This is a genomic window from Amycolatopsis sp. NPDC004772 (assembly GCF_053601215.1).
The window spans coordinates 44,426-68,772 of record NZ_JBSGBK010000043.1 but is presented as its reverse complement, the minus strand read 5'-3'; the positions used below and the strand labels follow the sequence as shown (position 1 = coordinate 68,772).

Annotated in this window: 18 protein-coding genes and 1 pseudogene; 7 read left to right on the top strand and 12 right to left on the bottom strand. The window is 72.5% G+C overall.

Annotated elements, in window-relative coordinates:
• Positions 1-89 precede the first annotated feature (89 nt).
• A pseudogene (locus ACWEF6_RS24805) lies at positions 90-632 on the bottom strand (DinB family protein); the annotation flags it as partial.
• 109 nt (positions 633-741) lie between these two features.
• Between ACWEF6_RS24805 and guaA the strand changes: the two are divergent.
• Positions 742-2,298 (top strand): glutamine-hydrolyzing GMP synthase, encoded by a 1,557-nt coding sequence (guaA, locus tag ACWEF6_RS24800; RefSeq protein WP_449685131.1) that lies wholly within the window; start codon positions 742-744, stop codon positions 2,296-2,298.
• A 66-nt stretch (positions 2,299-2,364) separates the two neighbouring features.
• Here the strand turns inward: guaA and ACWEF6_RS24795 are convergent, their stop codons facing one another.
• Together ACWEF6_RS24795 and ACWEF6_RS24790 are read right to left on the bottom strand one after the other, a co-directional pair.
• Positions 2,365-2,607, bottom strand: coding sequence for a hypothetical protein (locus ACWEF6_RS24795; RefSeq protein ID WP_310967560.1), 243 nt, complete (start codon positions 2,605-2,607; stop codon positions 2,365-2,367).
• A complete protein-coding gene (locus ACWEF6_RS24790) occupies positions 2,600-3,868 on the bottom strand; it encodes a PspC domain-containing protein (protein WP_449685130.1) in 1,269 nt (422 codons plus the stop codon). Before ACWEF6_RS24790 ends, ACWEF6_RS24795 begins: the two co-directional genes overlap by 8 nt.
• A 110-nt stretch (positions 3,869-3,978) precedes the next feature.
• Here ACWEF6_RS24790 and ACWEF6_RS24785 point away from each other — a divergent pair, with 110 nt between their 5' ends.
• Both ACWEF6_RS24785 and ACWEF6_RS24780 read left to right on the top strand, forming a co-directional pair.
• Positions 3,979-5,283, top strand: coding sequence for a PspC domain-containing protein (locus ACWEF6_RS24785; protein WP_449685133.1), 1,305 nt, complete (start codon positions 3,979-3,981; stop codon positions 5,281-5,283).
• Positions 5,284-5,290: 7 nt separating this feature from the next.
• Positions 5,291-5,971: a response regulator gene (locus tag ACWEF6_RS24780; RefSeq protein ID WP_086672798.1), complete on the top strand. Its 681-nt coding sequence runs from the start codon at positions 5,291-5,293 to the stop codon at positions 5,969-5,971.
• Between the two features lie 4 nt (positions 5,972-5,975).
• Here the strand turns inward: ACWEF6_RS24780 and ACWEF6_RS24775 are convergent, their stop codons facing one another.
• On the bottom strand, positions 5,976-6,944 hold the full coding sequence (locus ACWEF6_RS24775) for a DMT family transporter (RefSeq protein ID WP_310967556.1): 969 nt from the start codon (positions 6,942-6,944) through the stop codon (positions 5,976-5,978).
• A 103-nt stretch (positions 6,945-7,047) separates the two neighbouring features.
• On the opposite strand from ACWEF6_RS24775, the gene ACWEF6_RS24770 reads away from it, so the two are divergent.
• On the top strand, positions 7,048-7,950 hold the full coding sequence (locus ACWEF6_RS24770; protein WP_449677473.1) for a LysR family transcriptional regulator: 903 nt from the start codon (positions 7,048-7,050) through the stop codon (positions 7,948-7,950).
• Here the strand turns inward: ACWEF6_RS24770 and ACWEF6_RS24765 are convergent.
• The 7 genes from ACWEF6_RS24765 to ACWEF6_RS24735 form a co-directional block, all read right to left on the bottom strand.
• Positions 7,947-9,056 (bottom strand): protein kinase domain-containing protein, encoded by a 1,110-nt coding sequence (locus ACWEF6_RS24765; RefSeq protein WP_449685129.1) that lies wholly within the window; start codon positions 9,054-9,056, stop codon positions 7,947-7,949. The two genes, ACWEF6_RS24770 and ACWEF6_RS24765, sit on opposite strands and share 4 nt — an antisense overlap.
• A 12-nt stretch (positions 9,057-9,068) precedes the next feature.
• Positions 9,069-10,700: a serine/threonine-protein kinase gene (locus ACWEF6_RS24760; protein ID WP_449685128.1), complete on the bottom strand. Its 1,632-nt coding sequence runs from the start codon at positions 10,698-10,700 to the stop codon at positions 9,069-9,071.
• Positions 10,701-10,915: 215 nt separating this feature from the next.
• Complete coding sequence (locus tag ACWEF6_RS24755; protein WP_449685127.1) at positions 10,916-11,770, bottom strand: hypothetical protein; 855 nt, start codon at positions 11,768-11,770, stop codon at positions 10,916-10,918.
• A gap of 260 nt (positions 11,771-12,030) precedes the next feature.
• Entirely contained in the window at positions 12,031-13,077 is a 1,047-nt protein-coding gene (locus tag ACWEF6_RS24750; protein WP_449685126.1) for a hypothetical protein, read from the bottom strand.
• Between the two features lie 907 nt (positions 13,078-13,984).
• Positions 13,985-14,299 (bottom strand): hypothetical protein, encoded by a 315-nt coding sequence (locus tag ACWEF6_RS24745; protein WP_310967544.1) that lies wholly within the window; start codon positions 14,297-14,299, stop codon positions 13,985-13,987.
• Positions 14,300-14,363: 64 nt separating this feature from the next.
• A complete protein-coding gene (locus ACWEF6_RS24740; RefSeq protein WP_310967542.1) occupies positions 14,364-14,660 on the bottom strand; it encodes a chorismate mutase in 297 nt (98 codons plus the stop codon).
• Positions 14,661-14,821: 161 nt separating this feature from the next.
• Positions 14,822-15,247: a DUF1707 SHOCT-like domain-containing protein gene (locus ACWEF6_RS24735; RefSeq protein ID WP_449685125.1), complete on the bottom strand. Its 426-nt coding sequence runs from the start codon at positions 15,245-15,247 to the stop codon at positions 14,822-14,824.
• A 149-nt stretch (positions 15,248-15,396) separates the two neighbouring features.
• On the opposite strand from ACWEF6_RS24735, the gene pcrA reads away from it, so the two are divergent.
• A complete protein-coding gene (gene pcrA, locus ACWEF6_RS24730; protein WP_449685124.1) occupies positions 15,397-17,811 on the top strand; it encodes a DNA helicase PcrA in 2,415 nt (804 codons plus the stop codon).
• 1,026 nt (positions 17,812-18,837) lie between these two features.
• Here pcrA and ACWEF6_RS24725 read toward each other — a convergent pair.
• Entirely contained in the window at positions 18,838-19,518 is a 681-nt protein-coding gene (locus ACWEF6_RS24725) for a M23 family metallopeptidase (RefSeq protein WP_449685132.1), read from the bottom strand.
• Positions 19,519-21,156: 1,638 nt separating this feature from the next.
• On the opposite strand from ACWEF6_RS24725, the gene ACWEF6_RS24720 reads away from it, so the two are divergent.
• Positions 21,157-22,665, top strand: coding sequence for a hypothetical protein (locus tag ACWEF6_RS24720; protein ID WP_449685123.1), 1,509 nt, complete (start codon positions 21,157-21,159; stop codon positions 22,663-22,665).
• A 511-nt stretch (positions 22,666-23,176) separates the two neighbouring features.
• Positions 23,177-24,346 carry an ADP-forming succinate--CoA ligase subunit beta gene (sucC, locus tag ACWEF6_RS24715; RefSeq protein ID WP_310967535.1) on the top strand — a complete coding sequence of 390 codons (1,170 nt, stop codon included), beginning with the start codon at positions 23,177-23,179 and terminating at the stop codon, positions 24,344-24,346.
• The last annotated feature ends 1 nt before the right edge of the window (position 24,347 follow it).

Genomic DNA, 24,347 nt, shown 5'->3' with positions numbered 1-24,347 from the left:
CGCCCCCGCCGCGCCGCCCCCGCCCCCCCCGCCCCCCGCGGGGGAGGTGGGGTTTTACGGCCTAACACCCCCCCACACCCCCCCCCCCCCCGGCTGCGGTAGAGGTCGCGCAGCAGGAGCACCTCGGCGCAGTGGTGGATCATCTCGCGGTGGATGTGCAGCACCAGCGTGGCCATCGGGTACTTCGCGTACGGGCCTTCCGCCGGTCCGCACGGCCGGGCCAGGGCCTCCTCGTCGAGCGATCGCACCCCCGCGACCCACTGCGCGTAAAGCTTCTCGAGCTCGGCGAGCGCCTCGGAGGCCGTCCCGGGGTAGGGGTAGGTGTCGTAGCCGATCGGTTCGCCGCCGAAGTGCGCCGCGATCCGCGCGCCGAGCACGCCGACCAGGATGTGGCCGAGCCGCCAGGCGATCGTCGTGACCGGCGGCGGTGTCGGCTCGGGGTAGGCCCAGTCGATGGTGAACGGGCCGGTCCCGGGCTCGTCGTCCGGCTTGCGGGGCCGCAAGGTCCAGCAGCCGGCGACCGGCTCCCAGAGGTACTCGTCGTCGGTGAGGCCCTCGAGCTTCGGGCGGGTGTGCACCGTCCAGTGGAAGTCGAGCTGGTCGGTCAGTTCCTTGGTCCAGTTCACAGCCATACCGGGCACCGTAGGCCCGATCGAGGACAGGGGCGGCCCTGAATCCCGGGTGACCGGGCCCACCTGGGACGATGGTGGGGAATCCCGCTTCTCGCCAGGAGGTCGCCAGGTGCCCAACCCCACCGGTCCGGTTCTCGTCGTGGACTTCGGGGCGCAGTACGCGCAGCTGATCGCCCGGCGCGTCCGCGAGGCACAGATCTACTCGGAGGTCGTGCCGCACAGCGCGTCCACCGAAGAGATCCTCGCGAAGAACCCCGCGGCCATCATCCTTTCCGGTGGTCCTTCGAGCGTGTACGCCGAAGGCGCGCCGGGCATGGACCCGAAGCTCACCGAAGCCGGCGTCCCGATGTTCGGCATCTGCTACGGCCACCAGCTGCTGGCCAGCGCGCTCGGCGGGGTCGTCGAGCCGACCGGCGTGCGCGAGTTCGGCCGCACCGAGGTCCGCGTCACCGGCGACGGCGGTGTCCTGCACGCCGGCCTGCCCGCGCACCAGCCCGCCTGGATGAGCCACAACGACAGCGTCACCAAGGCCCCGGAGGGCGCGGTCGTCACGGCGTCCTCCGACGGCGCCGCGGTCGCCGGCTTCGAAGACGTCGAGCGCCGCTTCGCCGGCGTCCAGTACCACCCGGAGGTCGCGCACTCGCCGCACGGCCAGGAGGTGCTGCGCCGGTTCCTGCACGACATCGCGGGCATCAAGCCGCAGTGGACGACGTCGTCGATCGTCGAGGAGCAGGTCCGGCGGATCAGCGACCAGATCGGTGACGGCCGGGCCATCTGCGGCCTGTCCGGCGGCGTCGACTCCGCGGTCGCGGCCGCGCTCGTCCAGCGCGCCATCGGGGACAGGCTGACCTGCGTGTTCGTCGACCACGGCCTGCTGCGGGCGGGGGAGCGCACCCAGGTCGAGCGCGACTTCGTCGCCGCCACCGGCGTCAACCTGGTGACCGTCGACGCGCGCGAGCGGTTCCTCGACGCGCTCGCCGGCGTCACCGACCCGGAGCAGAAGCGCAAGATCATCGGCCGCGAGTTCATCCGCGTCTTCGAGCAGGCCGAGCGCGACCTCAAGGCCCAGGGCGACTACAAGTTCCTGGTCCAGGGCACGCTGTACCCGGACGTCGTCGAGTCCGGCGGCGGCGAGGGCACCGCGAACATCAAGAGCCACCACAACGTCGGCGGCCTGCCGGACGACCTCGAGTTCGAGCTGGTCGAGCCGCTGCGGCTGCTGTTCAAGGACGAGGTCCGCCGGGTCGGCTCGGAGCTGGGCCTGCCCGAGACCATCGTGCAGCGCCAGCCGTTCCCCGGCCCCGGCCTGGGCATCCGCATCATCGGCGCGGTCGACCAGGAGCGCCTGGACACCCTGCGCGCGGCCGACCTGATCGCCCGCGAGGAGCTGACGGCGGCCGGGCTGGACCGCAGCATCTGGCAGTGCCCGGTGGTGCTGCTGGCCGACGTCCGCAGCGTCGGCGTCCAGGGCGACGGCCGGACCTACGGGCACCCGGTGGTGCTGCGGCCGGTGTCGTCGGAGGACGCGATGACCGCGGACTGGACGCGCCTGCCCTACGACGTCCTGGAGCGGATCTCCACGCGCATCACCAACGAGGTCGCGGAGGTCAACCGGGTGGTGCTGGACGTGACGTCCAAGCCGCCGGGCACCATCGAGTGGGAATGAGTCCACTGTAGACAAGGCTCGAGGCCCCGGCGTGGGATCCGGGGCCTCGAGGGTTTTCGGGGTGGGTCAGCGCCGCCGTTTGCTGCCGAACGACGCGCCGAGGAGCATCAGCCCCACGAACACCGCACCGCCGGCGATGACCCAGCGGAAGTCGAACGAGGGCAGCCAGCTCGCGCCGTCCGAGAGGACGTACGCCGACACCAGCAGCGTCGCGATCCCGAAGATCAGGGTGAAGACGTCCACGCCACCGCGCTTCGCGGGCTGGGTGTCGGCCGGGTTGTCGTAGGCGTAAGGGTTCTGGTCAGTCACGCCGCACCTCCACGTTGCCCACGCTGTTCGAAACCTTCAGGGTGATCTTCTGGCCGCCGACGCCGTCGGGGCCGTTGTCCGTGCCGGTCAGCGCGCCCTGGCTGATGCCGTCGGTCGAGCGGCCGAAGCAGGTCGCCTCGCCTGCACCGGTGTGGCAGTCGAAGGTGACGTCGGCGTTCGCCGGCACGATGACCGTGGTGTCGCCCGCGCCATTCGACACCGTCGTCGAGTACGGCGCTCCTTCGGGCAGCTCGGTCAGGTCGAGCCGGATGTCGCCGGCCGCGTGCTGGTAGAGCGGCTGCAGCTCGGCCAGCGAGTGCGGGATCGGCGTGAGGTCGCCGACGCCGCCGCGGAGGTCGAAGTTCTTGAACGGCGAGGTCGTCAGGACCAGGCCGGCGATGGCCAGCGGGATGGCGAGCCCGATCAGGCCGCGGCCGCCGCGGGCGAACGCGCCGGCGACCAGGCCGATCCCGACCACGCCGAGCACCAGGCCGACGATGTGCTGCGCGTCGAACCAGCCGGCACCGTTCAGGCCGGCCAGCACCCCGGCGCCGGCGGTCACCACGGCGAGCGCGAACGTCGCCGAGCCGACCTTCGACCGCGGCCGCCGGTCCGGCGCCTGATAGGACGGCGACGGCGTGGGCTCCTGGACGGGCGGCGTCGCCTCGGGGAGGTCCCAGCCGGCCGGGTCGGCGGCGAGGGGGTCCCAGCCGCGCGCCGGCGTGGGCGCCTCGGCGGTGTCGGTCATGGTGAAGGCTCCGTTTCCGGTGAAGGCCGGGTACGACGTCCGCGCGGCGACCGGCGCGGGGCGGTTCAGGTGGCCGCGGCTGCGGTGCAGCAGGTAGAGAGCGGCGGCAATGAGCGCGCAGCTGATCAGCCCGCCGCCGTCGAACCAGGACCCGGTGATCGAGCCCCCGGCGCTGACGACGGTGAGGACCATGAGCACGACGGCGAACGCGGGCGACACCGAAGACCGGCCGCGCCCGATCAGGCTCTCGAAGCCGGAGACCTCGTCGCTCTCGCCGGGCAGGAACAGCCACCCCAGCAGGTAGAAGGGAATCCCGAAGCCGCCGAAGATCGTCGTGACCACGAGGGCGATCCGCACGACGACGGGATCGATGCCGTATCGGTAGCCGATGGCGGCGGCCACCCCGGCCACCTTCCGCCCGGCGTGCGGCCGCCGGGGCCGGCTGACCCAAAAGTCCTTGACGGTTTCCTCGAAGCCGTTCAGGACCCCCGGCTTCTCACTCGCACCACTCATACCGAGAAGCATGCGGCACCCGGGTCGGCGGGACATCCGGGATGGTCCCTGAGGTTTCCCCTGGCTCACTGGATCAGGGGTTTCCCGGATGGAACCGCCTCCCCGTGCGTGTGACCATGGACGGCGTGCAGGAGTCCCTCGACCACGTTCCCGCCGAGCAGGCGATCACCACCACCGGCCCGGTCGCGCCCAAGATGTTCCGGCGCCGGTCCGGGCGGGCCATCGCCGGGGTCGCCGGTGGGCTCGCCGATCACCTCGGGGTGCCGGTCCTCTGGGTGCGGACGGCGTTCGCCCTGCTCGCCGCGCTCAACGGCGCCGGGCTGCTCGCCTACGGGCTCCTCTGGGTGTTCGTCCAGCAGCAGTCCGAGGAAGCCGCGGACGCGCCGAAGCCGAAGGAACGCCAGCAGGCGTTCGGCCTGATCGCGCTGGGGGTCGGCCTCGCCGTCGCCAGCGGGACGCTCACCGGGTTCATCAGCGGCTGGGTCGCGGTGCCACTGGCCGTCGCCATGATCGGTCTCGCGGTCGTCTGGCGGGAGGCCGACGAGTCGCAGCGCCGCCGCTGGCGGGTCGGGGCGAAGGACGGCTTCGCGGGCGCCTTCCTCGGTGGGGGCGGCTGGTCGGCCGCCATCCGGATCGTCGCCGGGGTCGCTTTGGTGATCACCGGCATCACCGTCGTCGTGCTGCGCAGCGGCACCCTGGACCAGGTCCAGTTCGCGCTGATCGCGGTCCTCGCCACGCTGATCGGCGTCGCCGTGCTGACCGTGCCGTTCTGGCTGCGGCTGGTCCGCGACCTCTCCGACGAGCGCAAGGCCCGCATCCGCACCGACGAGCGTGCCGAGATCGCCGCCCACCTGCACGACTCCGTGCTGCAGACGCTCGCGCTGATCCAGAAGCAGAGCGAGCAGCCCCGCGAGGTCGCCCGGCTGGCCCGCAGCCAGGAGCGCGAGCTGCGCGGCTGGCTCTACGGCCCGAACGGTTACGGCAAGCCGGCCGAGAAGGTCGAGGAAGCGACCGGCCAGCTGTCCGAAGCGCTCGCGACCGCGTGCGGCGAGGTCGAGGACACCTTCGCGATCTCGGTCGGCCAGGTCGTCGTCGGCGACGCCGAACTGGACGAATCCCTGGTCGCGCTGGTCCAGGCCGCGCGCGAGGCGATCGTCAACGCGGCCAAGCACGCCGGCGTGGACGAGGTGAGCGTGTACGCCGAGGTCGAGCCGACGTCGGTGACGGTGTTCGTCCGTGACCGCGGCAAGGGCTTCGACCCCGAGCTCGTCCCGGACGACCGCCACGGCCTCGCCGACTCGATCCGCGGCCGGATGACCCGCCACGGCGGCACGTGCAAGGTCCGGACGGCGCCGGGCGAGGGCACCGAGGTGCAGCTCGCCATGCCGGTGAAAGCGGGCAAGGGAGCGGCGTGAGGCGGCTATGCTCGACGACGTGACTGACACCCAGCGCGAACCGGTGAAGGTGTTCCTCGTCGACGACCACGCGCTGTTCCGCGCGGGGGTGCGCACCGAGCTCGACTCGATCACCGACGAGGTGCGCGTGGTCGGCGAGGCCGGTTCGGTGGCGGAGGCGGTCGCGGGCATCGCCCGCACGAAGCCCCAGGTGGTGCTCCTCGACGTCCACATGCCCGACGGCGGTGGCGCCGAGGTCCTGCGCCGGGTCCGCCCGGAGCTGCCGGACGTGGTGTTCCTGGCCCTGTCGGTGTCCGACGCGGCGGAGGACGTCATCGCGGTCATCCGGGCGGGCGCGCGCGGCTACGTGACGAAGACGATCTCGTCGAAGGAGCTGGTCCGAGCGGTGGTCCGCGTCTCGGACGGCGACGCGGTGTTCTCGCCGCGCCTGGCCGGGTTCGTGCTGGACGCCTTCGCGGACCGCCCGGGTTCGGCGCCGATCAACGACCCGGAGCTGGACCTGCTGACGCCCCGCGAGCGCGACGTCCTGCGCCTGCTGGCGCGGGGGTACGCGTACAAGGAGATCGCGTCGGAGCTGTTCATCTCGGTGAAGACGGTGGAGACGCACGTTTCGAGCGTCTTGCGCAAGACCCAGCTGTCGAACCGCTACGAGCTTTCCCGCTGGGCCTCCGACCGCCGTCTCGTCTGAGGGGTCAGTCCGCGAGGGGAGCGAGCGGCCGCGACGCACGCCCGGTGGTGTCGTCACCAAGCTCATCCGCCTGGTCACCAGGCCCGGCCGCGACCACTCGCTCCGGCTTCTGCAGCCGCGTCAGCGCCACGCCGCCGAGCACGACCACCATCCCCGCGATCACCCGCAGGTGCAGCTGCTCGCCCAGGAACACCGCCCCGAGCAGCACCGAAACCACCGGCAGCAGGTACCCGACCACCGAGGCCGCCACCGCGCCCTCGCTCGCCAGCAGCTGGTAGTTCAGCGCGAACGCGATCCCCGTCGAGCCGATGCCCAGCACCAGCACCGCCAGCAGCGGCCCGGTGGACACGTGCACCGGCGCGAACCCGCCCGCCGGCAGCGCGAGAACCAGCATCCCGCTGGCCAGGAGCATCTGGCCGGCCGAGATCGCGTACGGCGAAGACGTCGAGGACGACAGGTACTTGCCCTCGTAGACGAACGCGAAGCCGTAGCTCGCCGCCGCCGCGAGGCACGCCAGGGCGCCCCAGCTCAACAGCCCCGACGCCTGCCACGGCGCGAAGATCAGCAGGATCCCGCCGAGACCCACGACCAGCCCCGCCAGCCGGGTCCCCGTCATCCGCGACGACGTCCCCATCAGCGGTGCCGCGAGCAGCACCCACAGCGGCGTCGTCGAGTTCAGGACGCCGGTGATGCCCGAATCGACCGTCGTCTCGCCGATCGCGAACAGCAGGAACGGCAGCGCGTTGTGGAAGAACGCCGCGACCGCCAGGTGGCCCCACGTCCGGCGGTCGCGCGGCAGCCGCGCCCGCTGCAGGCGGCACAGCACCAGCAGCATCGCGGCGCCGAGCACCAGCCGCGCCAGCACCAGCTGCACCGGCGAGAACATCCCCAGCCCCAGCTTGATCCAGAAGAAGCTCGAGCCCCACATCAGCGCCAGCGCACCGATCCTGAGCAGGGTCTTCGTCTCGCCCACCCCAGTCCTCCTTCGACAGCCGAGGCCAGCTTCGCCCGGACCAGACGTAAGGACAAGCGAAATTAACTGCAGGAACACTTAAGCTGAGCTGTACGATCGGGGCATGCTCGACGTCCGCCGCATGCAGGTCCTCCGCGCCGTCATCACCAGCGGGTCGATCACGGCCGCGGCCCGCAACCTCGGCTACACGCCGTCCGCGATCAGCCAGCAGCTGTCCGCGCTGGAACGCGAAGCCGGCACCGAACTGCTCGAACGCGTCGGCCGCGGCGTCCGCCCGACGGCCGCGGGCGCGCTGCTGTCCGAGCACGCCGAGACGCTGAGCGCCGAGCTCGCCAAGGCCGAAGCCGCGCTCACCGAGCTCAAGGAGGGCCGCACCGGGCGCGTGGCCATCCGCTACTTCGCCACCGCCGGCGCGTCGCTCGTCCCGCCCGCCATCGCCGCGGTCCGCCGCGAGCACCCCGGGGTGCGCCTCGACCTCAAGCTGGTCGAGCTCGACGACCCGATCCTCGACGTCGAATCCGGCGACGCGGACGTGGCGATCACCGTCTTCCCCCGCAAGACCCCGCCCGCCAAGGGCATCGAGCTGGTCCACCTGCTCGACGACCCGTACCGGGCCGTGCTCCCGAAGGCCCACCCGCTCGCCCGCAAGCGCGTGCTGGACCTCACCGAGTTCGCCGAGGAGCCCTGGGTCGGCGTCGACGGCCTGCCCGGCATCTGCCGCGACATCCTGCAGGGCGCCTGCGCGTCCGCCGGCTTCGCGCCGAACATCGTGGTCGAGTCCGAGGACTACCAGACGGCGCAGGGGTTCGTCGCCGCCGGCATCGGCGTCGGCCTGATCCCCGAGCTGGGGCTCGGCGCGCAGCACCCGGGCGTGGTCGTCCGCCGGATCCGCAACCCCGAGCCGGTCCGCGCGATCCATGCCGCGGTCGCTTCGCGCGCCTCGGGCCACCCGGCCGTCCGCACGCTGCTGGCCGCCATGCGCGCGGCGACCGCCAAGGTGGCCTAGACGAAGAACAGCTCGGTGACGAGGATGCCGACCAGCACCGCGGCGAGGATCGCGGCCACGGTGACCAGCGTCTTCTTCGACACCGGCAGGTTCCACGCCGGGGCCTGGGCCTGCTGGGGGCCACCCGGCACCGGCCGCGGCGCGTACTGCGTCGGCGGCGGCGCCACCGGCTGCATCCGCTGGGTCTCCTCCGCCCCGGCATAGTGCGGCGCGGGGACCGGCATCGGCTGCTGGTACTGCGGCCCCGACGGCGGCATCGGCGGCCCCGCGGCCGCCAGGCCCGGGTTGAAGGGCGGCGGCGGGGGCGGAGGCGGCTGCATCCCGGGCGCGGTCGGCGGGATGAACGCCGTTTCGCGGCCTTCGGTGATCGCCTTCAGCGAGTGGACGGTGTCGGCCATCGTCGGCCGCGTGTCCGGGTCCGGGCGCAGCATCTTGCGCAGCGCTTCGGTCAGGACACCCGAGTTCTGCGGCGGGCGTTCGGACGACTGGCCGTCGTCCCCGAACGGTGGCACACCCTCCACGGCGGTGTAGAGCGTCGCGCCGAGGGAGAAGACGTCCGCCGCCGGCGTGCCCGGCAGCCCGCGCGCGACCTCGGGCGCCACGTACGCCGCGTGCGGCCCGCCGCCGCTGATGCCGATGTCGGTGAGCTTGACGCCGCCGTCGTCGGCCAGCAGCACGGTGCCCGGTTCGAGGGTGCGGTGCACGAACCCGGCGCCGTGGATGGCGGCGAGGGCGTTGCCGAGCTGAATGCCCAGCTGCGCCGCCTGGTCGGGGGTGAGCCGGCCGTGCTCGGCGAGGAACGTCGCCATGCTGCGCGACGGGATGTACTCCATCACCAGCCAGACGTCCTGGCCGTCCGGCAGCACGTCGAACACCTTGATCGCGCACGGGTGCTCGATCCGGGCGGCATCCTTGCCTTCCTGCATGGCGGCGGCGCGCGCCTGCTCGGCGCGTTCGCCCGCGCCGACCGGCAGGTACATCCGCTTCATCGCGACGGTGCGGAACAGCCGCGTGTCGAACGCCAGCCACACGATGCCGGCGCGGCCGCGGCCGATCGGCTGGTCCAGCCGGAACCGACCGCCGACGATGGTGCCTTCAGAACTCAAATCGGTCCTCGATCATCCGTTTGCCGGCGGCGTACTCGCGCCCCCGCTGGTTGACGGGTCCGCGCTTGTCGATGGCGGTTCGGTGGTCGGCGTCGTCGTCTTCGGCGTCGTCGACTTCGGGGTGGTGGTCGCCGGCTCGGTGTTCCGCGACGTCGTCGCCTTCTTCGACGACGAGGTCGACTCGGTCACCGGAGGCGGCACGTCGGCCGTGCTGACCTCGTCGGTCGAGGTCGGGGTCGGCGTCTCCGACGTCGCCACCGGCGACGGCTTGCTGCTGGACACCGGCGCGGCCGGCGCCTCCGGGTTGTTCGGGCTCAGCAGCCAGACGACGAGCGCGACCAGGCCCACGACCACGACACCGCCGATGATCGCCGGGCGCTTCCAGGCGCCGGGCTTGCCCTCGTCGTCGTCGACCGGGCTCATCTGCGGACGGGACCGGACCGGGGGCGGCGGGGGCTCGTCGTCGTAATCGTCGTAGTCGTCCTCGTACCCGCCCTGCTCGTGCGGCGGAACCGGGACGGCGCGGGTGGCGGCCAGGCCGGGCGGGACGCCCCCGGCCGCGCGGTGGTCGTCCTCGTAGTGGTCGTACCCGTCGTAGTCGTCCTCCGGGTACCCGGTGGCCTCCGGGTAGTCGTCCTCGTCGTAGAACGGGACGGCCTGCGTCGGTGCCCCACCGCCGCCGCCGAGCAGCGTGCCCGAGTGCCCCGCGGGGATCTCGTCGAACATCTGCGTCGCGTTCGGGTCGGCGGCGGCTGCGGCCCCGAGGACGCCGGCGGACGGCGCCATCATGGTCTCGTCGGCCGGGCCGCCGAGCGGCGTCTCGCCGCGGGCGACGGCCGCGAGCAGCTCCTCGCACTCCTCGGCGGTCGGCCGGTGCTCGATCTCCGGGTGCAGCAGCACGGCCAGCACGCTGGCCAGCGGCCCGGACTGGCGCGGCGGGTTGATCTGCCCGGCCGCGACGGCGTGCAGCAGGCTCAGCGTGTTCTCGGACAGCCCGAACGGCGGCTGGCCCTCGCAGGCCGCGTAGAGCGTCGAGCCGAGGGAGAAGACGTCGGACTCCGGCCCCGGCTCGCCGCCGATGGCGACCTCGGGGGCCAGGTAGGCGGGGGTGCCGGCGATCATCCCGGTCTTGGTGACCGTGACGTCGTCCTTGGCGCGGGAGATGCCGAAGTCGGTGATCTTCACGACGCCGTTGCCGCCGAGCAGGATGTTGCCCGGCTTGATGTCGCGGTGCACGATGCCGACCGCGTGCGCCTCGCGCAGCGCCGCGGCGACCTGGGCGCCGATGCGCGCCACCTCGGTCGGCGGCAGCGTGCGGCGCTCCTGCAGCACGGCGGCCAGGCTGGTGGAGTTGAGGTACTCCATGATCAGGCACGGCTGCCCGTTGTCGTCGGTGACGACGTCGAACACGGAGATCGCGTTGGGGTGGTGCAACCGGGCCGCGATCCGGCCCTCGCGCATCGTCCGCTGGCGGGCGTCCTCGGCGTCGTGCTGGTCCAGGTGCGGCTGGAGCAGGAGCTGCTTGATGGCCACGGTGCGGCCCAGGACCTCGTCGTGCGCCTGCCAGACGGCCCCCATCGCGCCCGTGCCGATCCGGCCGACGATGCGGTATCGATCGGCGACCAGACGACCCTCGTCGCTCACGCGACCTCCCTTTGGGCTCCGGCTTCACCAGGGCGTGCGGATCGGTGCCTGGTGACGCGGCCACGAGCACGCCGCTTCGCTGGAGCGTATGCACATGTCGTGGGCTCTGAGCCGGTTTTTCCGAGACCGGCCCGTGACAAGGCTAGGCGCTCACTCTGCGCACACGAATCCGGCACGGGCACTTGAACCAGGGGTGAAGGGGTGATCGCCGTGGGCTACATGTACTGGGCCGAGACCAGCTCGGCTTCGGTGATCAGCCCACCGGTGTCGGCCACCCGGAACAGCTGGGTGACGCGCACCAGCGCGCCGTCCGGCCGGTGCAGCGTCGCGACCGCGAGGATCGAGCCGTCCGGCTGCATCTGCGTGTCGGCTTCCTGGACGTCGATGGCGTCCATCGCGCTCCAGGTGCGGACCAGCTCGCCGGCCGTGCCGTCGACCAGCGCCGGGCTCAGCAGCGCCAGCGCGCCGGCCGAGTCGCGGGCGATCGCGGCGTAGAAGTCCTTGACGGCCTGGATCTTGCGGCTGGCGCTGCGCGCGTCGGCGGCCTTGTCCGGGACCGGGTCGGCCGCGGCCGGCGTGGGCTGGCTGCGGGGGGTGCCGCTCGCCGGCCGGGCGGACGGGGTGTCCTCGGCCTGCGACGTCGCGGGGCTGTGCCGTTCCGGCGCGCTGCCGCCGGCCTGGTGCTGCGGGACGGCGAGGCCGCCGAGCTCCGCGGCGCCGGTGAACCCGGCGGGCGTGGACTGGCCGCCGGACGGGGCGGCGGCGCGGTGCGAACTGGTCAGCATCGGCGCGGCGACCACGGCGCCGGCGACGAGCGCGCCCGCGGCGACCAGCCCGGTCAGCTTCGCGCGGCGCGCGAACCGGCTTTCCGGTTCGCCGGTCTCTTCGGCCTGCTCCGGCTCGCGGACCGGCTCGGTCCGGGCGGGCAGGAACCGCTGCGGGTCGCGGAAGACCTGCTCCAGGTGGTCGCGGTCGGCGTCGGCGACACCGTCCAGGATGTCGGCCGGGATGACGTCCTCGACGCGGACGGCGTGGGGTGACTCACGCCGTGTGCGCTGCCGATCAAGCACGAAAGTCCTCGCTCTGGGTTCCGGTGACGGGCACTCGGCCGTTCGGCCGGGCTCCCGTTGGTCCGGTCGGCCGACTCGTGGCCGGTTTCCGGATTCGTTGTCGTCAGGTAACCCTGTGCGGACGGCGACCACCAGGCTCTGTCGCCGGAATGCCGTCGCGATACGACGAGCGGCAGCTTATGTCACCCACCCGGACCAGGCATAACCGCTCGGCGCACCGCACGTGCATCAGAACGGGCGAACCGCACGTGCAGGTTCGGCTACTGGCCGTCAGCGGTGATCTTGTCGCCGTCGCCGAAGGTCAGTGTGCGTTCCTCGACCGTCTTGGTCCCGTCGGTGTGGGTGACCTCGACGGTGTTCACGGTGACGCCGCGCTGCTGGTCGATGCTGACCTTCTTGACTTCGAAGTAGGCGATGCCGGCGTACCGGTCGGCGAGCGCCTGCGGCCCCTGGTCGTGCAGCCGGCCGGTGGTCACCGACGACGCCGCGGCCGGGTCGGTGGTGACGGTGTTGAAGAACTTCTCCGAGTTGTCCCCCATGGTCTGGGCGTCCGGCGGGAAGGAGTACCACCACGGCGGCTTGACCGGCGTCTCGCGCTGGGCGGGCGTGACCGGCGGCTTCCGCGGCGTCGCGCTGGGGAGGGCGGGACCGGTGGTCGAGGTGCCGGGGGAGGCGGTGCCGGCGTCGGCCGGGGCAGTGGCGTCGTCGACCGGCCCGCCACCCCCGCCGCTCTGGGCCTTCCCGCTTTCCGGCGGCGCGGCGCTCTCCGGCCCGGCCCCGGATCCGCCCTCCGTGGGCGGCCGGTGTTCCCCGGTGGGATCGGCGATCGTCGGAACGCCCTGGTAGCCCGGCCAGGCACCCTGCACGGCCTGGTCCACCGGCGGCTTCCCGACGAGGAAGGACCCGGCGCACAGCAGCCCGACGACCACGGCACCGGACGCGCCGGTGGCGAACCAGGCCGCCTTCCGCCAGGTCTTCGGCGGGGTTACGGAGGCGGGCACGGACCCGATGGTGAAGCCGCCGAGGCCGTCGATGGGAGGAGCGGAGTAGACCCGGACGTCGTCTTCATCGAGGTCGACGCACCGGGGAGCGGGAGCGGCCAGCGAGACGCGCGTCCGCCGCGCGACCTGCTCGGCATGGGTCTCGGCGACCGGCGTTTCGTCCGGCTCGCTGTCATCGAGGTCGTCGGGCTCGTCGATCGGGAGACTCCCGTGCGCGGCCGGGAAGAGCGAAGCGGCGGGCCGCCGGTCACGCGGCTGCGGAAGGGGCAGCAGCCCGGAAACGGGCGCATCGGGCTCGTCGGTCACGCCCCGAAAAGGGCGGCTGTCCACCTCCGGCCCGGCCAGCCTTCCGGAGAAGCCGGAGACAGAGGTCTCGCCGGGGTATTGGTGGCAGCGCCCACCCGGAGCTTGGTGCGGCAGGGAATAGGCCTCGCCGGACCCGGATGAGAAGCCGGACTGCGGCAACTGGTAGGCCCCGCTCTCGGGCACCTCGCCGGGACGGCACCACAAGCCGGGCTGTGGCAATCGGTAGGCCCCGCCCTCGGGCACCTCGCCGGGCCGGCACCGCAAGCCGTTTTCAGGTGGCCGCAACGCATAGGCGCCACCCTCGGAAGCCTCGCCGGTCCTGTACCGAAGGCTTGGCTGCGGCAATCCGTGGGCCCTGCCCTCGGGCGCCAAGCCGGGCTCGGGCGGCCGCAACCCGTAGGCCCCGCCCGCCGGCGCGTGCTGCAGCCCCGGCTCCGGCGCACCGGCCGCGTGGTGCCGCACGGGGCGGTGCTGCGGCAGCGGTGGCGTCCAGCTCTCCGCGCCGCCGCTCCGGTGCCGCCCGGGATGAGCGGGCGCCGCACCGCGTCCGTGGAACTCCGTGCCTTGGCTCATGTGGGCTCGACCACCCGGCGGTGCGGTCCTGACGCCATCCGGCGGCACGACGACCCGATCGGAGCACCCTCACGCGCGGAATCCCGTTCGGAATACTGCGCAAATGCACGCGCACGCGACGGCAGGCGCGCGGGGCCGATGCCCCCGCGCGTCCCCCGGGCATCGCCCGACCCAGACGCAAGGGTCCTCACGACGTCAACCCTAGGAGCATCCGGTGGAGAAAGTCGCCCCCAAACCTGCAAGTTGCAGAGGTTTCACTCGGTCGGGCGCGACCGAACGGGCGATGGTGACGCTGCGAAGTTTCACGCAGCGCCATCGCCCCTGATCAGGGGTTTCAGCCTCCCGTGCGGTAACGGTCCCGCGTGGATTGCAGCGCCTTCGTCGCCACCACACCGCTACCCGCGGCGACGATGATCGCGAAGACGTCCAGCGTCGGTCCCCCGGCCGTGAGCAACCAGGCGAACAACGAGGCCGCGGTGGTACCGCCGGCAACGGCCCACCTGCTCTTGACGTACTGCGCGACCGGAGTGCCCCCGGCCCGCTTACCCGCCGCGTTGTTGAGCAACGCCAAATACCCCACATGGCCCAGCGCGGCCAGCACGCTCGCGAGCGCGACGATGACGGCGATGAGGTTCACGAGCCAGTCCATGGCTCCAGTCTGCCCGCACGGGGGCCGCCGGTGCCTCGGGGAAGTCCCCGAATTCGGGCAACCGTTACCGGCCGAGCCGCCCGCGGCCCAGGTTCAGCAGCGCCATGGCCAGCTGCCGGCCGTCCGGGCCGAGCTCGCGGTAGCGCGCGAGCACGTCCATCTCGCGGTTGTAGACGATGCGCGTGCCCCCCGCGGCCATCCGCGCGGCCCCGATCGTCTTGGACACCTCGACCCGGCGTTTGACCAGCCGCAGGATCTCCTTGTCCAGGTGGTCGATCTCCTGCCGGAGCGCCGCGATGTCGTCGCCGGCGGGGGTGTGTTCGGCGGGCTGGCCGTCGGCGTTCGTCGCGTGTGCGTTCATCGGGACCTCTTCCTCGAGACCCGGACCCGGCCCCGAGACGGCGACAGCCCCGGGGTCCGTGGACTCCGGGGCTGGCGTGATGGCGGTTCGGGCACTACGCGATCACGGGAGCCGGAGTCCGGGTCCCGTAAAAAAATCGCTCCGCGTGGTGCCGCATGAGATCAGTATGGCACAGCGGTGTGCGGCCGCTCCCGCACCGAGCGCACCCGGGCGTGCACCAGGAGGCTCACCCCGAGCCAGAAGAGCGGGAAGGCCGGCCAGAAGAACCCGGCGCCCAGCAGGACCCAGCGGATGATCACGAGCGCGGCGATCAGGGCGACGACGGCGACGTGGACGCGCAGCGCGGGGTGCCGCCGCAGCGCGGCCCGGCTCAACGGGAAACCGGGCGGCGGCGGCGCCGGCCGCGGCAGGTCGGCGGTCAGCGCGGCGAGTTCGTCGGTGAACCGCGCGGCGTAGACGCGGCTGAGGCGCTCTTCGACCTCGTCGAGGGTGAGCCGGCCTTCGGAACCGGCGGTCTGGACGGTGGTGGCGACGCGTTCGCGATCGGCGTCGGCGGCCCGGATCCGGGCGGAGCTGGTGTCTTCCATGTCCACCGATGCTCCGCGCGCGGGGGCCGCGGCGCGTCGGACGCCGGGCGACACCCGGCGGTACGCCCGCCGCCGTACGGGAACCGCGCCCGGACACACCCGACGACTTTGCCGGACCGGCACCCACCCGGGGTAGCGTGGACGCCACGATGGACACCCTCTTCGATCTCCCCGCCGCGACCCCTGTGCGCAAGCCCGCCGCCGGCGGGCAGGCCGAGCTGCTCGACGACCTCAACCCCGCCCAGCGCGAAGCCGTCACCCACGCCGGTGGCCCGCTGCTGGTGGTGGCGGGTGCGGGATCGGGCAAGACCCGGGTGCTGACCCGCCGGATCGCCTACCTGCTCGGGCAGCGCCGCGTGCATCCCGGCGAAATCATGGCGATCACGTTCACCAACAAGGCCGCCGCCGAGATGCGCGAGCGCGTCGCCGCCCTCGTCGGGCGCCGCGCGAACGCCATGTGGGTGTCGACGTTCCACTCGATGTGCGTGCGGATCCTGCGCCGTGAAGCCAAAACGCTGGACATGTCGTCGAGCTTCTCCATCTACGACTCCGACGACACCAAGCGGCTGATCACCCTGGTGGCCCGGGACCTCGACATCGACCCGAAGCGCTACGCCGCCCGCACGCTCGCCGTGCACATCTCGAACCTGAAGAACGAGCTGACCGACCCGGAGACCGCGGCGGCGAACGCGGGCAACGACCTCGAGCGCCGCGTCGCCGAGGTCTATGGCGAGTACCAGCGGCGGCTCAACCAGGCCAACGCCTTCGACTTCGACGACCTCATCATGCGCACGGTGTCGCTGCTGCAGGCCTTCCCGGACGTCGCCGAGTACTACCGGCGGCGCTTCCGCCACGTGCTGGTCGACGAGTACCAGGACACGAACCACGCGCAGTACACGCTGGTCCGCGAGCTGGCCGGGACGGCGCCGGACGAAGCCGGTGTCGAGCCGGCCGAGCTGGTCGTCGTCGGTGACGCGGACCAGTCGATCTACGCCTTCCGCGGCGCGACGATCCGGAACATCGAGGAGTTCGAGCGGGACTTCCCGAACGCGCACACCATCCTGCTGGAGCAGAACTACCGCTCCACGCAGACGATCCTGTCCGCGGCCAACGCCGTCATCGAGCGGAACCCGAACCGCCGCGCCAAGCGGCTGTGGACGGATTCGGGCGACGGCGAGAAGATCGTCGGCTACGTCGCGGACAACGACCACGACGAAGCCGCGTTCGTCGCGGGCGAAATCGACGCGCTGGCGGAGAAGGGCGAAGCCGACTACTCCGACGTCGCCGTCTTCTACCGCACCAACAACCAGTCCCGCGTCTTCGAAGAGATCTTCATCCGGCTCGGCCTGCCGTACAAGGTCGTCGGCGGCGTGCGGTTCTACGAGCGGCGCGAAGTCCGCGACATGATCGCTTACCTGCGCGTGCTGGCGAACCCGGAGGACACGGTCAGCCTGCGGCGCGTGCTGAACGTGCCCAAGCGCGGCATCGGCGACCGCGCCGAAGCCGTCGTGGCGACGCACGCCGAGCGCGAGCGGATCTCGTTCGCGCAGGCGCTGCGGGACGCCGTCGAAGGCAAGGTGCCGCTGCTGAACCCGCGCTCGGTGAAGGCGATCGGCGGGTTCGTCGCCATGCTCGACGAGCTGGGGACGCTGGTTTCGGACGGCGCCGAGGTGCACGACGTCCTGGAAGCCGTGCTGGACAAGACCGGCTACCGCGTCGAGCTCGAGGAGTCGGAAGACCCGCAGGACCACACGCGGGTGGAGAACCTGGACGAGCTCGTCACCGTGGCCCGGGAGTTCACCGAGATCACCGCCGAGGTGGTCGCGGACGAGAACGCCGAGCTGGTCGTCGAAGAAGGCGTTCCGGCGCCGGGCTCGCTGCCGGCGTTCCTCGAGCGCGTGTCGCTGGTCGCGGACGCGGATTCGGTGCCTTCGCCCGACGGCGGCGAGGAAGGCGACGGCGGCGCGGGCGTGGTCACGCTGATGACCGTGCACACCGCGAAGGGCCTGGAGTACCCGGTGGTGTTCTGCACCGGCTGGGAGGACGGCGTCTTCCCGCACATGCGCGCGCTGGGCGACCCGACGGAGCTGGCCGAGGAACGGCGGCTCGCGTACGTCGCGATCACGCGGGCCAGGAAGCGGCTGTACGTCTCGCGCGCGATCACGCGCTCGGCGTGGGGCCAGCCGTCGATGAACCCGGCGTCGCGGTTCCTCGACGAGCTGCCGCCGGACCTGGTCGACTGGCGGCGGCTGGAGCCGTCGAGCAGCGGCTTCGGCTCGTTCGGTTCCGGTTCCCGCGGCACCCCGCGGGCGGCGACCACCTGGGGCGGCCGGCGGACTTCGTCGCCGTCTTCGTCGGGAACGCCGTCGTTCGGCAAGGGCTGGAAGGACACGGTGGCGCTGAAGCTGGACGTCGGCGACCGCGTCAGCCACGACAAGTACGGCCTCGGCACGGTGATCTCCTGCGACGGCGTGGGCCCCCGCGCGACGGCCACGATCGACTTCGGCCAGGCGGGCAAGGTCCGTCTGATGCTCATCGGCAGCGTCCCGATGGTGAAGCTCTAGCCCGGCCGCCACTCGTCCGAGTGATTCCGGCGGCGATCTCCTCGATCGCCGCCGGAATCGTCGTACCCGCCCGGTACAACTGACCCCGTCATCGAACAAAGGTTCGACGGAGGGAGTAGCGTGGTGTGGACGCGGTGCTGTTTGGTCTTCTGGCCGAAGGGGTACAGAAATACCTGCGAGGAGTCCTGGGGTCGACGGTTCCGGATCGGGGTCGGGAGCCTTCGGGGGCTTCAGGAAATCCTTCGCCTGCGGGAGCGGAGGCGTGCCGGCTGGCCGCCGCCTGGCGAGCGTTGCTCAGGCAGCACGAGCTCGGCGCGGACGGGCGTTGTGTCACCTGCGGCCGGGGACGCCGCTGGACGACCAGGGCCCGGAGTGCCGCGCGTGTCCGCTCCGCGGGGGGCGCAGGGGGAGTTGTGCCCTGGGGCTGGCTGCCGGTCCGCCGCCCGGCGGAGCTGTGCACGGTGTGGCAGATCGCGGTGGCGTACTTCATCCGCCGTTCACCGGGTGGACAGCGGTAGGTCGTTTCGGGCGCTGAGGCGCCTGTGGACGGCGTTTGACGGCCCGGGAGTGGTTCGGGTCGTCTCGCGGCTCTCGGCTCGATCTGGCGCGCTTCTGGCGATGCGTGTGATCGGCAGCGGCCTCGACGGCTTCCGCGCGGCTTGTGCCCGCGGGGATGCGGTCTCGCCGGAATCGCTTGGCGCGGCCCGCACCCGTGGAGATGTGCCCTCGCCGGAACCGCTTGGTGCGGCCCGTGTTCGCGACGAAGCGCCCTCGCCGAACCAGCGCGTTGCCATCCGGCTTTCACCCGCTGGCCAAGACTTACCCGATCCGGGCGTTTGTGTTTGGCCCTTAGCGGTGAACCCTGATCTCGTGACCGGTTCCAGCACCCGAGCGGCTCGGCGGAGCGCGTGCCTTGAGCGCCCTTCGCCGGGTGCGCCCGCCTGCGCTGTCCCGGCCGGAGCGAACGCTCGCTCTACGGCCGGGGTCCCGCTGCTGGTGCCTGCTCCCGCGAAGGGAGCGAACGGATCAGAGAACGATGCCGCGCGCGGCCAGCCAGGGCCGGGGGTCGATCTTCTTGGTGCCGTTCTGCCACACCTCGAAGTGCAGGTGCGGGCCGGTGCTCTGGCCGCGGTTGCCGATCTCGGCGATCTGCTGGCCGCACTTGACCTTCTGCCCCTCCTTGACGGAGAAGCTGTTCATGTGGCCGTAGACCTGGATCGTGCCGTCGTCGAGCTGGACCCGCACCCAGAGGCCGAAACCACTGGCCGGCCCGGCCTCGATCACGGTGCCGTCCGAGGCGGCGTAGATCGGGGTGCCGATCGAGTTGGCGATGTCGATGCCGAGGTGGCTCGTGCCCCACCGGGCACCGAAGCCCGAGGTGAAGGTGCCGTGCGCGGGCAGGCAGGTCTTCGGGCGAGCGGCTTCTTCGGCGGCCTTCTTGGCGGCGTCGGCTTCGCGCTGCTCGCGGGCCTGCGTGACAGAAGCGCTGTCAGCGAGCTTCGCGGCTTCGGCGGAGGCATCGACGGCGTGGCCGGTCGGCAGGAGTTCCGGAGCACCCCCGGAGCCCGCACCCCCCGCGGTCAGCGAAGCGCTGGCGTCCTGGCTGTTGGCCAGGGGGGTGACGGCGGTGTTCGAGTCGGTGACTGTCTTGAGGGTCGAGCCCGCAGCAGCGGCGGCGAACGCACCAGCCGCAACAGCGGCAACCACGACACGGCCGCGCAGGGCCGAAGAGGGCGGGGCGATGCGGTGCGCACCCCGGACACGGACGACCGCGCCTTCGAGCGCGTCCTTCAGTGCCGGGGAAGGAGCTTGGCCGCCGGGGGAGCGGTGTGAAGCCAAGACAGGGCCTTCCATCGTCGGGGAGCCGGGTCGAGGACTGCGGGCGGGGGAACCCGGTGAGCCAACCTCGGGGGTGGTTTGCTCGGCGTCCTACTTCGTGACCTGACTGTAATGGGGACCCCGGGACAGTAACGAAGGGGTACCGCTGTCGGCAAGACGTGCCCCCTCGGTCGGCCGATCGGGTGGAGCCGACACCCCGCTCACCTGTGGAGATCACCCAAAGTTAGAGGGGGTTTACGGCGTTCGGTGTGACTTGCCTTACAGGCTGAGAGGGTGGTGAAGACCCGCCAGAGGGCCCAACGGAGGTCTCGGAGGCCCCGAAGCCCGGAATAACGAATTGCAACGCGGGGTTGAAGCACCTTCGACGACTCGCGCCCGCCAACGGGTCCGCCGCGGTCCGAACTTGCTAGCGTCGCGGGCAACATGCCCCCACGCGCAGAGCCCCCCACCGGAAGCACCCCCGACCCCCGCCGAGAACCCCCGGCGCGAGGCAAGGGCGAAGCGGCCCAGAGCCCGCCCGACACCGGTCCAGCCGAGCCGAACCCGCATGCGGAAGGCCAGAGCGCCCCGCAGCCAGACGCCCCCACGCGCCCGGTACCGGCTGCCGGTGAGGCGTCCAGCGCGCGAGAAAAATCTCCCGAATCCGACGCCCCGACGAGCCCCGTCCCCGCCGCGGCACGTATACCCGTCGTGCCCGAAAAATCCCCAAAGCCTCCGCGCGCCTCCGCCAACCCCGCCTCACCCCCCGCCGGGGCCGAAAGTCCGGCGCGCCCCACCACCGGCAAAGCCGCAGCCGCCGAGTCCCCGACGGGCGCCGGCCGAGCCGGAAGCCCGGCGCACGCCACCCCTGGCGAGCCGGCCGCCCGGGCCGCCCGGGCCGGAAGCCCTATGCGCCCAGCCACTGGCGAAGCCGCATCCGGCGAGGCTGCCGCTGGGGCCGGAAGCCCCGCGCCCCCCACCTCCGGCGAAGCCGCAGTCGGCGAGTCCCCCGCCGGGGCCGGCCGAGCCGGAAGCCCCGCGCGCCCCACCTCCGGCAAAGCCGCATCCGGCGAGTCGCCCGCCCGGGCCAGCCGAGCCGAAAACCCAGCGCGCCGCACCTCCGGCGAAGCCGCATCCGGCGAGCCTGCCGCCCGGGCCGGAAGCCCCGCGCGCCCCACCTCCGGCAAGGCCGCATCCGGCGAGCCCGCCGCCCATGCCGGCCGAGCCGGAAACCCAGCGCACCCAGCCCCCGGCGAGCCCGCCGCCCAGGCCGGCCGAGCCGGAAGCCCGGCGCACCCAACCCCCGGCGAGCCCGCCGACCCCTGGGCCGACGAAACCCACCCCTCCACCGCCCTGAAAACCGCCCTCACCCTGGCCGCCCTCGGGGCCGTCGCCCTCACTGCCGCCGCGTTCGTCCCCGTCTCGCCCGCCGCCGCGCCCGGGTTCACCAGCTGGCCGTGGCTCGCCCTCCTCGCCATCGCTCCCGCGGCCGCCGCCGTCTGGTTCGCCGTCAAGAACAAGCCCGGCGTGGGCGGCGGCCTCGTCCTCGGCCTGGCCGCCCTCGCTCCCGGCCGGCTCGTCCTCGACCTCCAGTTCGCCGCCAACGGCCCCCTCACCATCCGGCCCGAGCTCTACCTGCCCGACCGGTTCCTCGGCAGCTCCGCCGTCGGCGCCGGCTTCTGGCTGCTCGTCGCCGGGCACCTCCTGACCGCGGCCGCCGGTGTCGGCGCCTGGCAGGCCCTCCGGAACCACGACGAACCCGAACGACGGCGCTGGCGGCTGCTCGTCCCGCTGCTCGCCGTCGTCGCCGGGGCCGGGCTGCTCACCGCGCCCGTCCACTCCGACAACGGTTTCCTCCTCGCCCGCGCCGCCTTCGAAGGCCCCTGGCCCGCTCTCGGCGGCTACCTCCTCCTCGCCGCCGCCCTGCCGTTGGCCGCCGCGCTCGCCCTCGCCGCTCCGGCCGAGCAGGTCGCCCGGGGTGCGCTCGGCGGGCTCGCCGCCGGGGCCTTCGCCGTCGCCGCGCCGCCGGTTCTCGCCGGGCTCTTCCGCGCCGACCTGCACGTCACCTGGGGCCCCGCCCTCGCCCTCGTCGCGACGGCGATCATCGCCGGTCTCGCTGGCACGCGGCTCACCGAAAGCACCAAGAAGGCCGAGACCGGCGACGCCAAGCTCCCCGGCCTCTTCTGGTGGCGGCTCACCACCGGCGTCCTCGGCCTCGCCACCGCGGCCGCCGCGCTGATCGGCGCCTTCGCCCCGCAGGTCGCCGTCACGGCGCTGAACCCGGGCGCGGTCACGCCGGTCAGCGCCGCCGCGGACAGTCCCGCACGCTGGTTCTTGCTCGTCGCCGCCCTCGTGCTCGCCGTTCCCGCGGCGGGCGTGCTCGTCCCGAGAACCGCCGCGGTCGCGCGGCCGGTGCTCGGGGTCGCCTGGGCCGGAATCGTCCTGGCCGGCACGGCCGTCCTCAACACGGCCCTGACCGCCACCCAGGCCGGCAACCTCGCCGGCTTCGGGGGCACCGCCGCGCCCGTCTTCACCTACGACCTCGGCGCCGGCGCAGCCTGGACGTTCGCCGCGCTCGTGCTCGCCGCCCTGGCCGCACTCGCCGCCGCGGGAACGGGAGTCGTCGAACGCGAAGACGCGGGGCAAGGGACAACCCAGAGCAACGTCCTGACCCCGGTGGCGGCCGGCGCAATCTTGGCGGTCGCGGCGTTCGGATTGCCGGTCTTCGCCGTCCCCGGTTACGTCGCCGCGGGCTTGTGGTCCAACCTCGACACGCCATCGTGGGGCCTGCTGACGGCGGCCGCGGTGGTAGTCGGCGCCGCCGCACTCGCGACGCGATCCCGCCCAAAGCCCGCGGCCGCTCTGCTCGCGGGAGCGGCCGTGCTCACCGCCCTGCACGCCGCAGAGTTGCCACTAGTCGGCGGCGCACTGGGCGGCGCCAGCCCGGCCACCGGCTTCTGGGTCGCGCTCGCCGCAACGGCCGCGCTCCTGCTCGCCGCCGGAATGGCCGCAGCCGGGGACCGCCGTGCACGCTGACGGGCCGAAGGCATCCAGCCCCCGGCCCCCAGCCGACGCCACACCCCCCAGCCAGCCGCCCGCCGACACCGCACCCCGCGCACGCCTCCGCGTCCTGCTGGTCGAGTTCAAAAGACCCGACCCATCCGCCATCAAGCTCGCCCGCACCCTCCGCGACGAAGGCATGGAAGTCATCCACGCCGGCCCCCTGGACACCCTCGACCAGCTCCGCGCCACCGCCGACCAAGAAGGCCCCGATGCCGTCGGCGTGCTCGGCGCAGGACCCCCGCCCGGGCTGGCCGAGGCCTTGAACGGCGTTCGGATCCTCCCCACCCAAGACCCCGAAAATGCCCTGGAATGGTTGCGCGGTGGGCGGTCTCACACCTCGGGAACACCGTCTGACCGCGGACGGTGACCGACTTCACCAGGTGCGGAGTCCCCTGCGTCTGCGCAGGTCGCTAACCTCGACTGGTCCGACAGCGCGGTCCGGCAACGGACCACCACAGTGGCGTGTCGTCAGGAGACTGGAGTAGTGGACCTCTACGAGTACCAGGCGAGGGATCTCTTCGCCGCCCACGGAGTACCGGTTCTGCCGGGCTCGGTGGCTAGCACCCCCGAAGAAGCCAAGACCGCCGCGGAGCAGATCGGCAACCAGGTCGTCGTCAAGGCGCAGGTGAAGGTCGGCGGCCGCGGGAAGGCGGGCGGCGTCAAGCTGGCCCAGACGCCGGACGAGGCGAAGGAGAAGGCGGAAGCCATCCTCGGCCTCGACATCAAGGGCCACATCACGCGTCGCGTGCTGGTGGCCGAAGCCTCGGACATCGCGTCCGAGTACTACTTCTCCTTCCTGCTGGACCGCGCGAACCGCACGTTCCTGGCGATGGCGTCCTCCGAGGGCGGCATGGAGATCGAGCAGCTCGCGGTCGAGCGCCCCGAAGCGCTCGCGAAGATCCCGGTCGACGCGATCGCCGGTGTCGACAAGGCGAAGGCGCTCGAGATCCTGAAGGCCGGCAACTTCCCGGCCGACATCATCGACGAGGCCGCCGACGTCGTGGTGAAGCTCTGGGAGACCTTCGTCTCCGAGGACGCCACCCTCGTCGAGGTCAACCCGCTGGTCCGCGACCCGCAGGACAAGATCATCGCCCTCGACGGCAAGGTCACCCTCGACGAGAACGCCGACTTCCGCCAGCCGGGCCACGAGGCCCTGGTGGACAAGGACGCCGAGAACCCGCTCGAGGCGAAGGCCAAGGCCAAGAACCTCAACTACGTCAAGCTCGACGGCCAGGTCGGCATCATCGGCAACGGCGCGGGCCTGGTCATGTCCACTTTGGACGTCGTGGCGTACGCGGGTGAGAAGCACGGCGGCGTGAAGCCGGCGAACTTCCTCGACATCGGCGGCGGCGCGTCGGCCGAGGTCATGGCGGCCGGGCTGGACGTCATCCTCAACGACACCGACGTCAAGAGCGTCTTCGTCAACGTCTTCGGCGGCATCACCGCCTGCGACGCGGTGGCGAACGGCATCGTCGAGGCCCTGAAGATCCTGGGCGACGAGGCCACCAAGCCGCTGGTCGTCCGCCTGGACGGCAACAACGTCGTCGAGGGTCGCCAGATCCTGGCCGACGCGAACCACCCGCTGGTCACCGTGGTGGACACAATGGACAACGCGGCCGACAAGGCTGCCGAGCTCGCCGCGGCAGGTGCGTGAG

Excerpts from the sequence above, each read along its gene's own strand:
- ACWEF6_RS24790 (WP_449685130.1), bottom strand. The coding sequence starts at position 3,868 with ATGAGTGGTGCGAGTGAGAAGCCGGGGGTCCTGAACGGCTTCGAGGAA.
- ACWEF6_RS24780 (WP_086672798.1), top strand. The coding sequence starts at position 5,291 with ATGCTCGACGACGTGACTGACACCCAGCGCGAACCGGTGAAGGTGTTC.
- ACWEF6_RS24770 (WP_449677473.1), top strand. The coding sequence starts at position 7,048 with ATGCTCGACGTCCGCCGCATGCAGGTCCTCCGCGCCGTCATCACCAGC.
- ACWEF6_RS24745 (WP_310967544.1), bottom strand. The coding sequence starts at position 14,299 with ATGGACTGGCTCGTGAACCTCATCGCCGTCATCGTCGCGCTCGCGAGC.
- ACWEF6_RS24740 (WP_310967542.1), bottom strand. The coding sequence starts at position 14,660 with ATGAACGCACACGCGACGAACGCCGACGGCCAGCCCGCCGAACACACC.
- ACWEF6_RS24735 (WP_449685125.1), bottom strand. The coding sequence starts at position 15,247 with ATGGAAGACACCAGCTCCGCCCGGATCCGGGCCGCCGACGCCGATCGC.
- pcrA (WP_449685124.1), top strand. The coding sequence starts at position 15,397 with ATGGACACCCTCTTCGATCTCCCCGCCGCGACCCCTGTGCGCAAGCCC.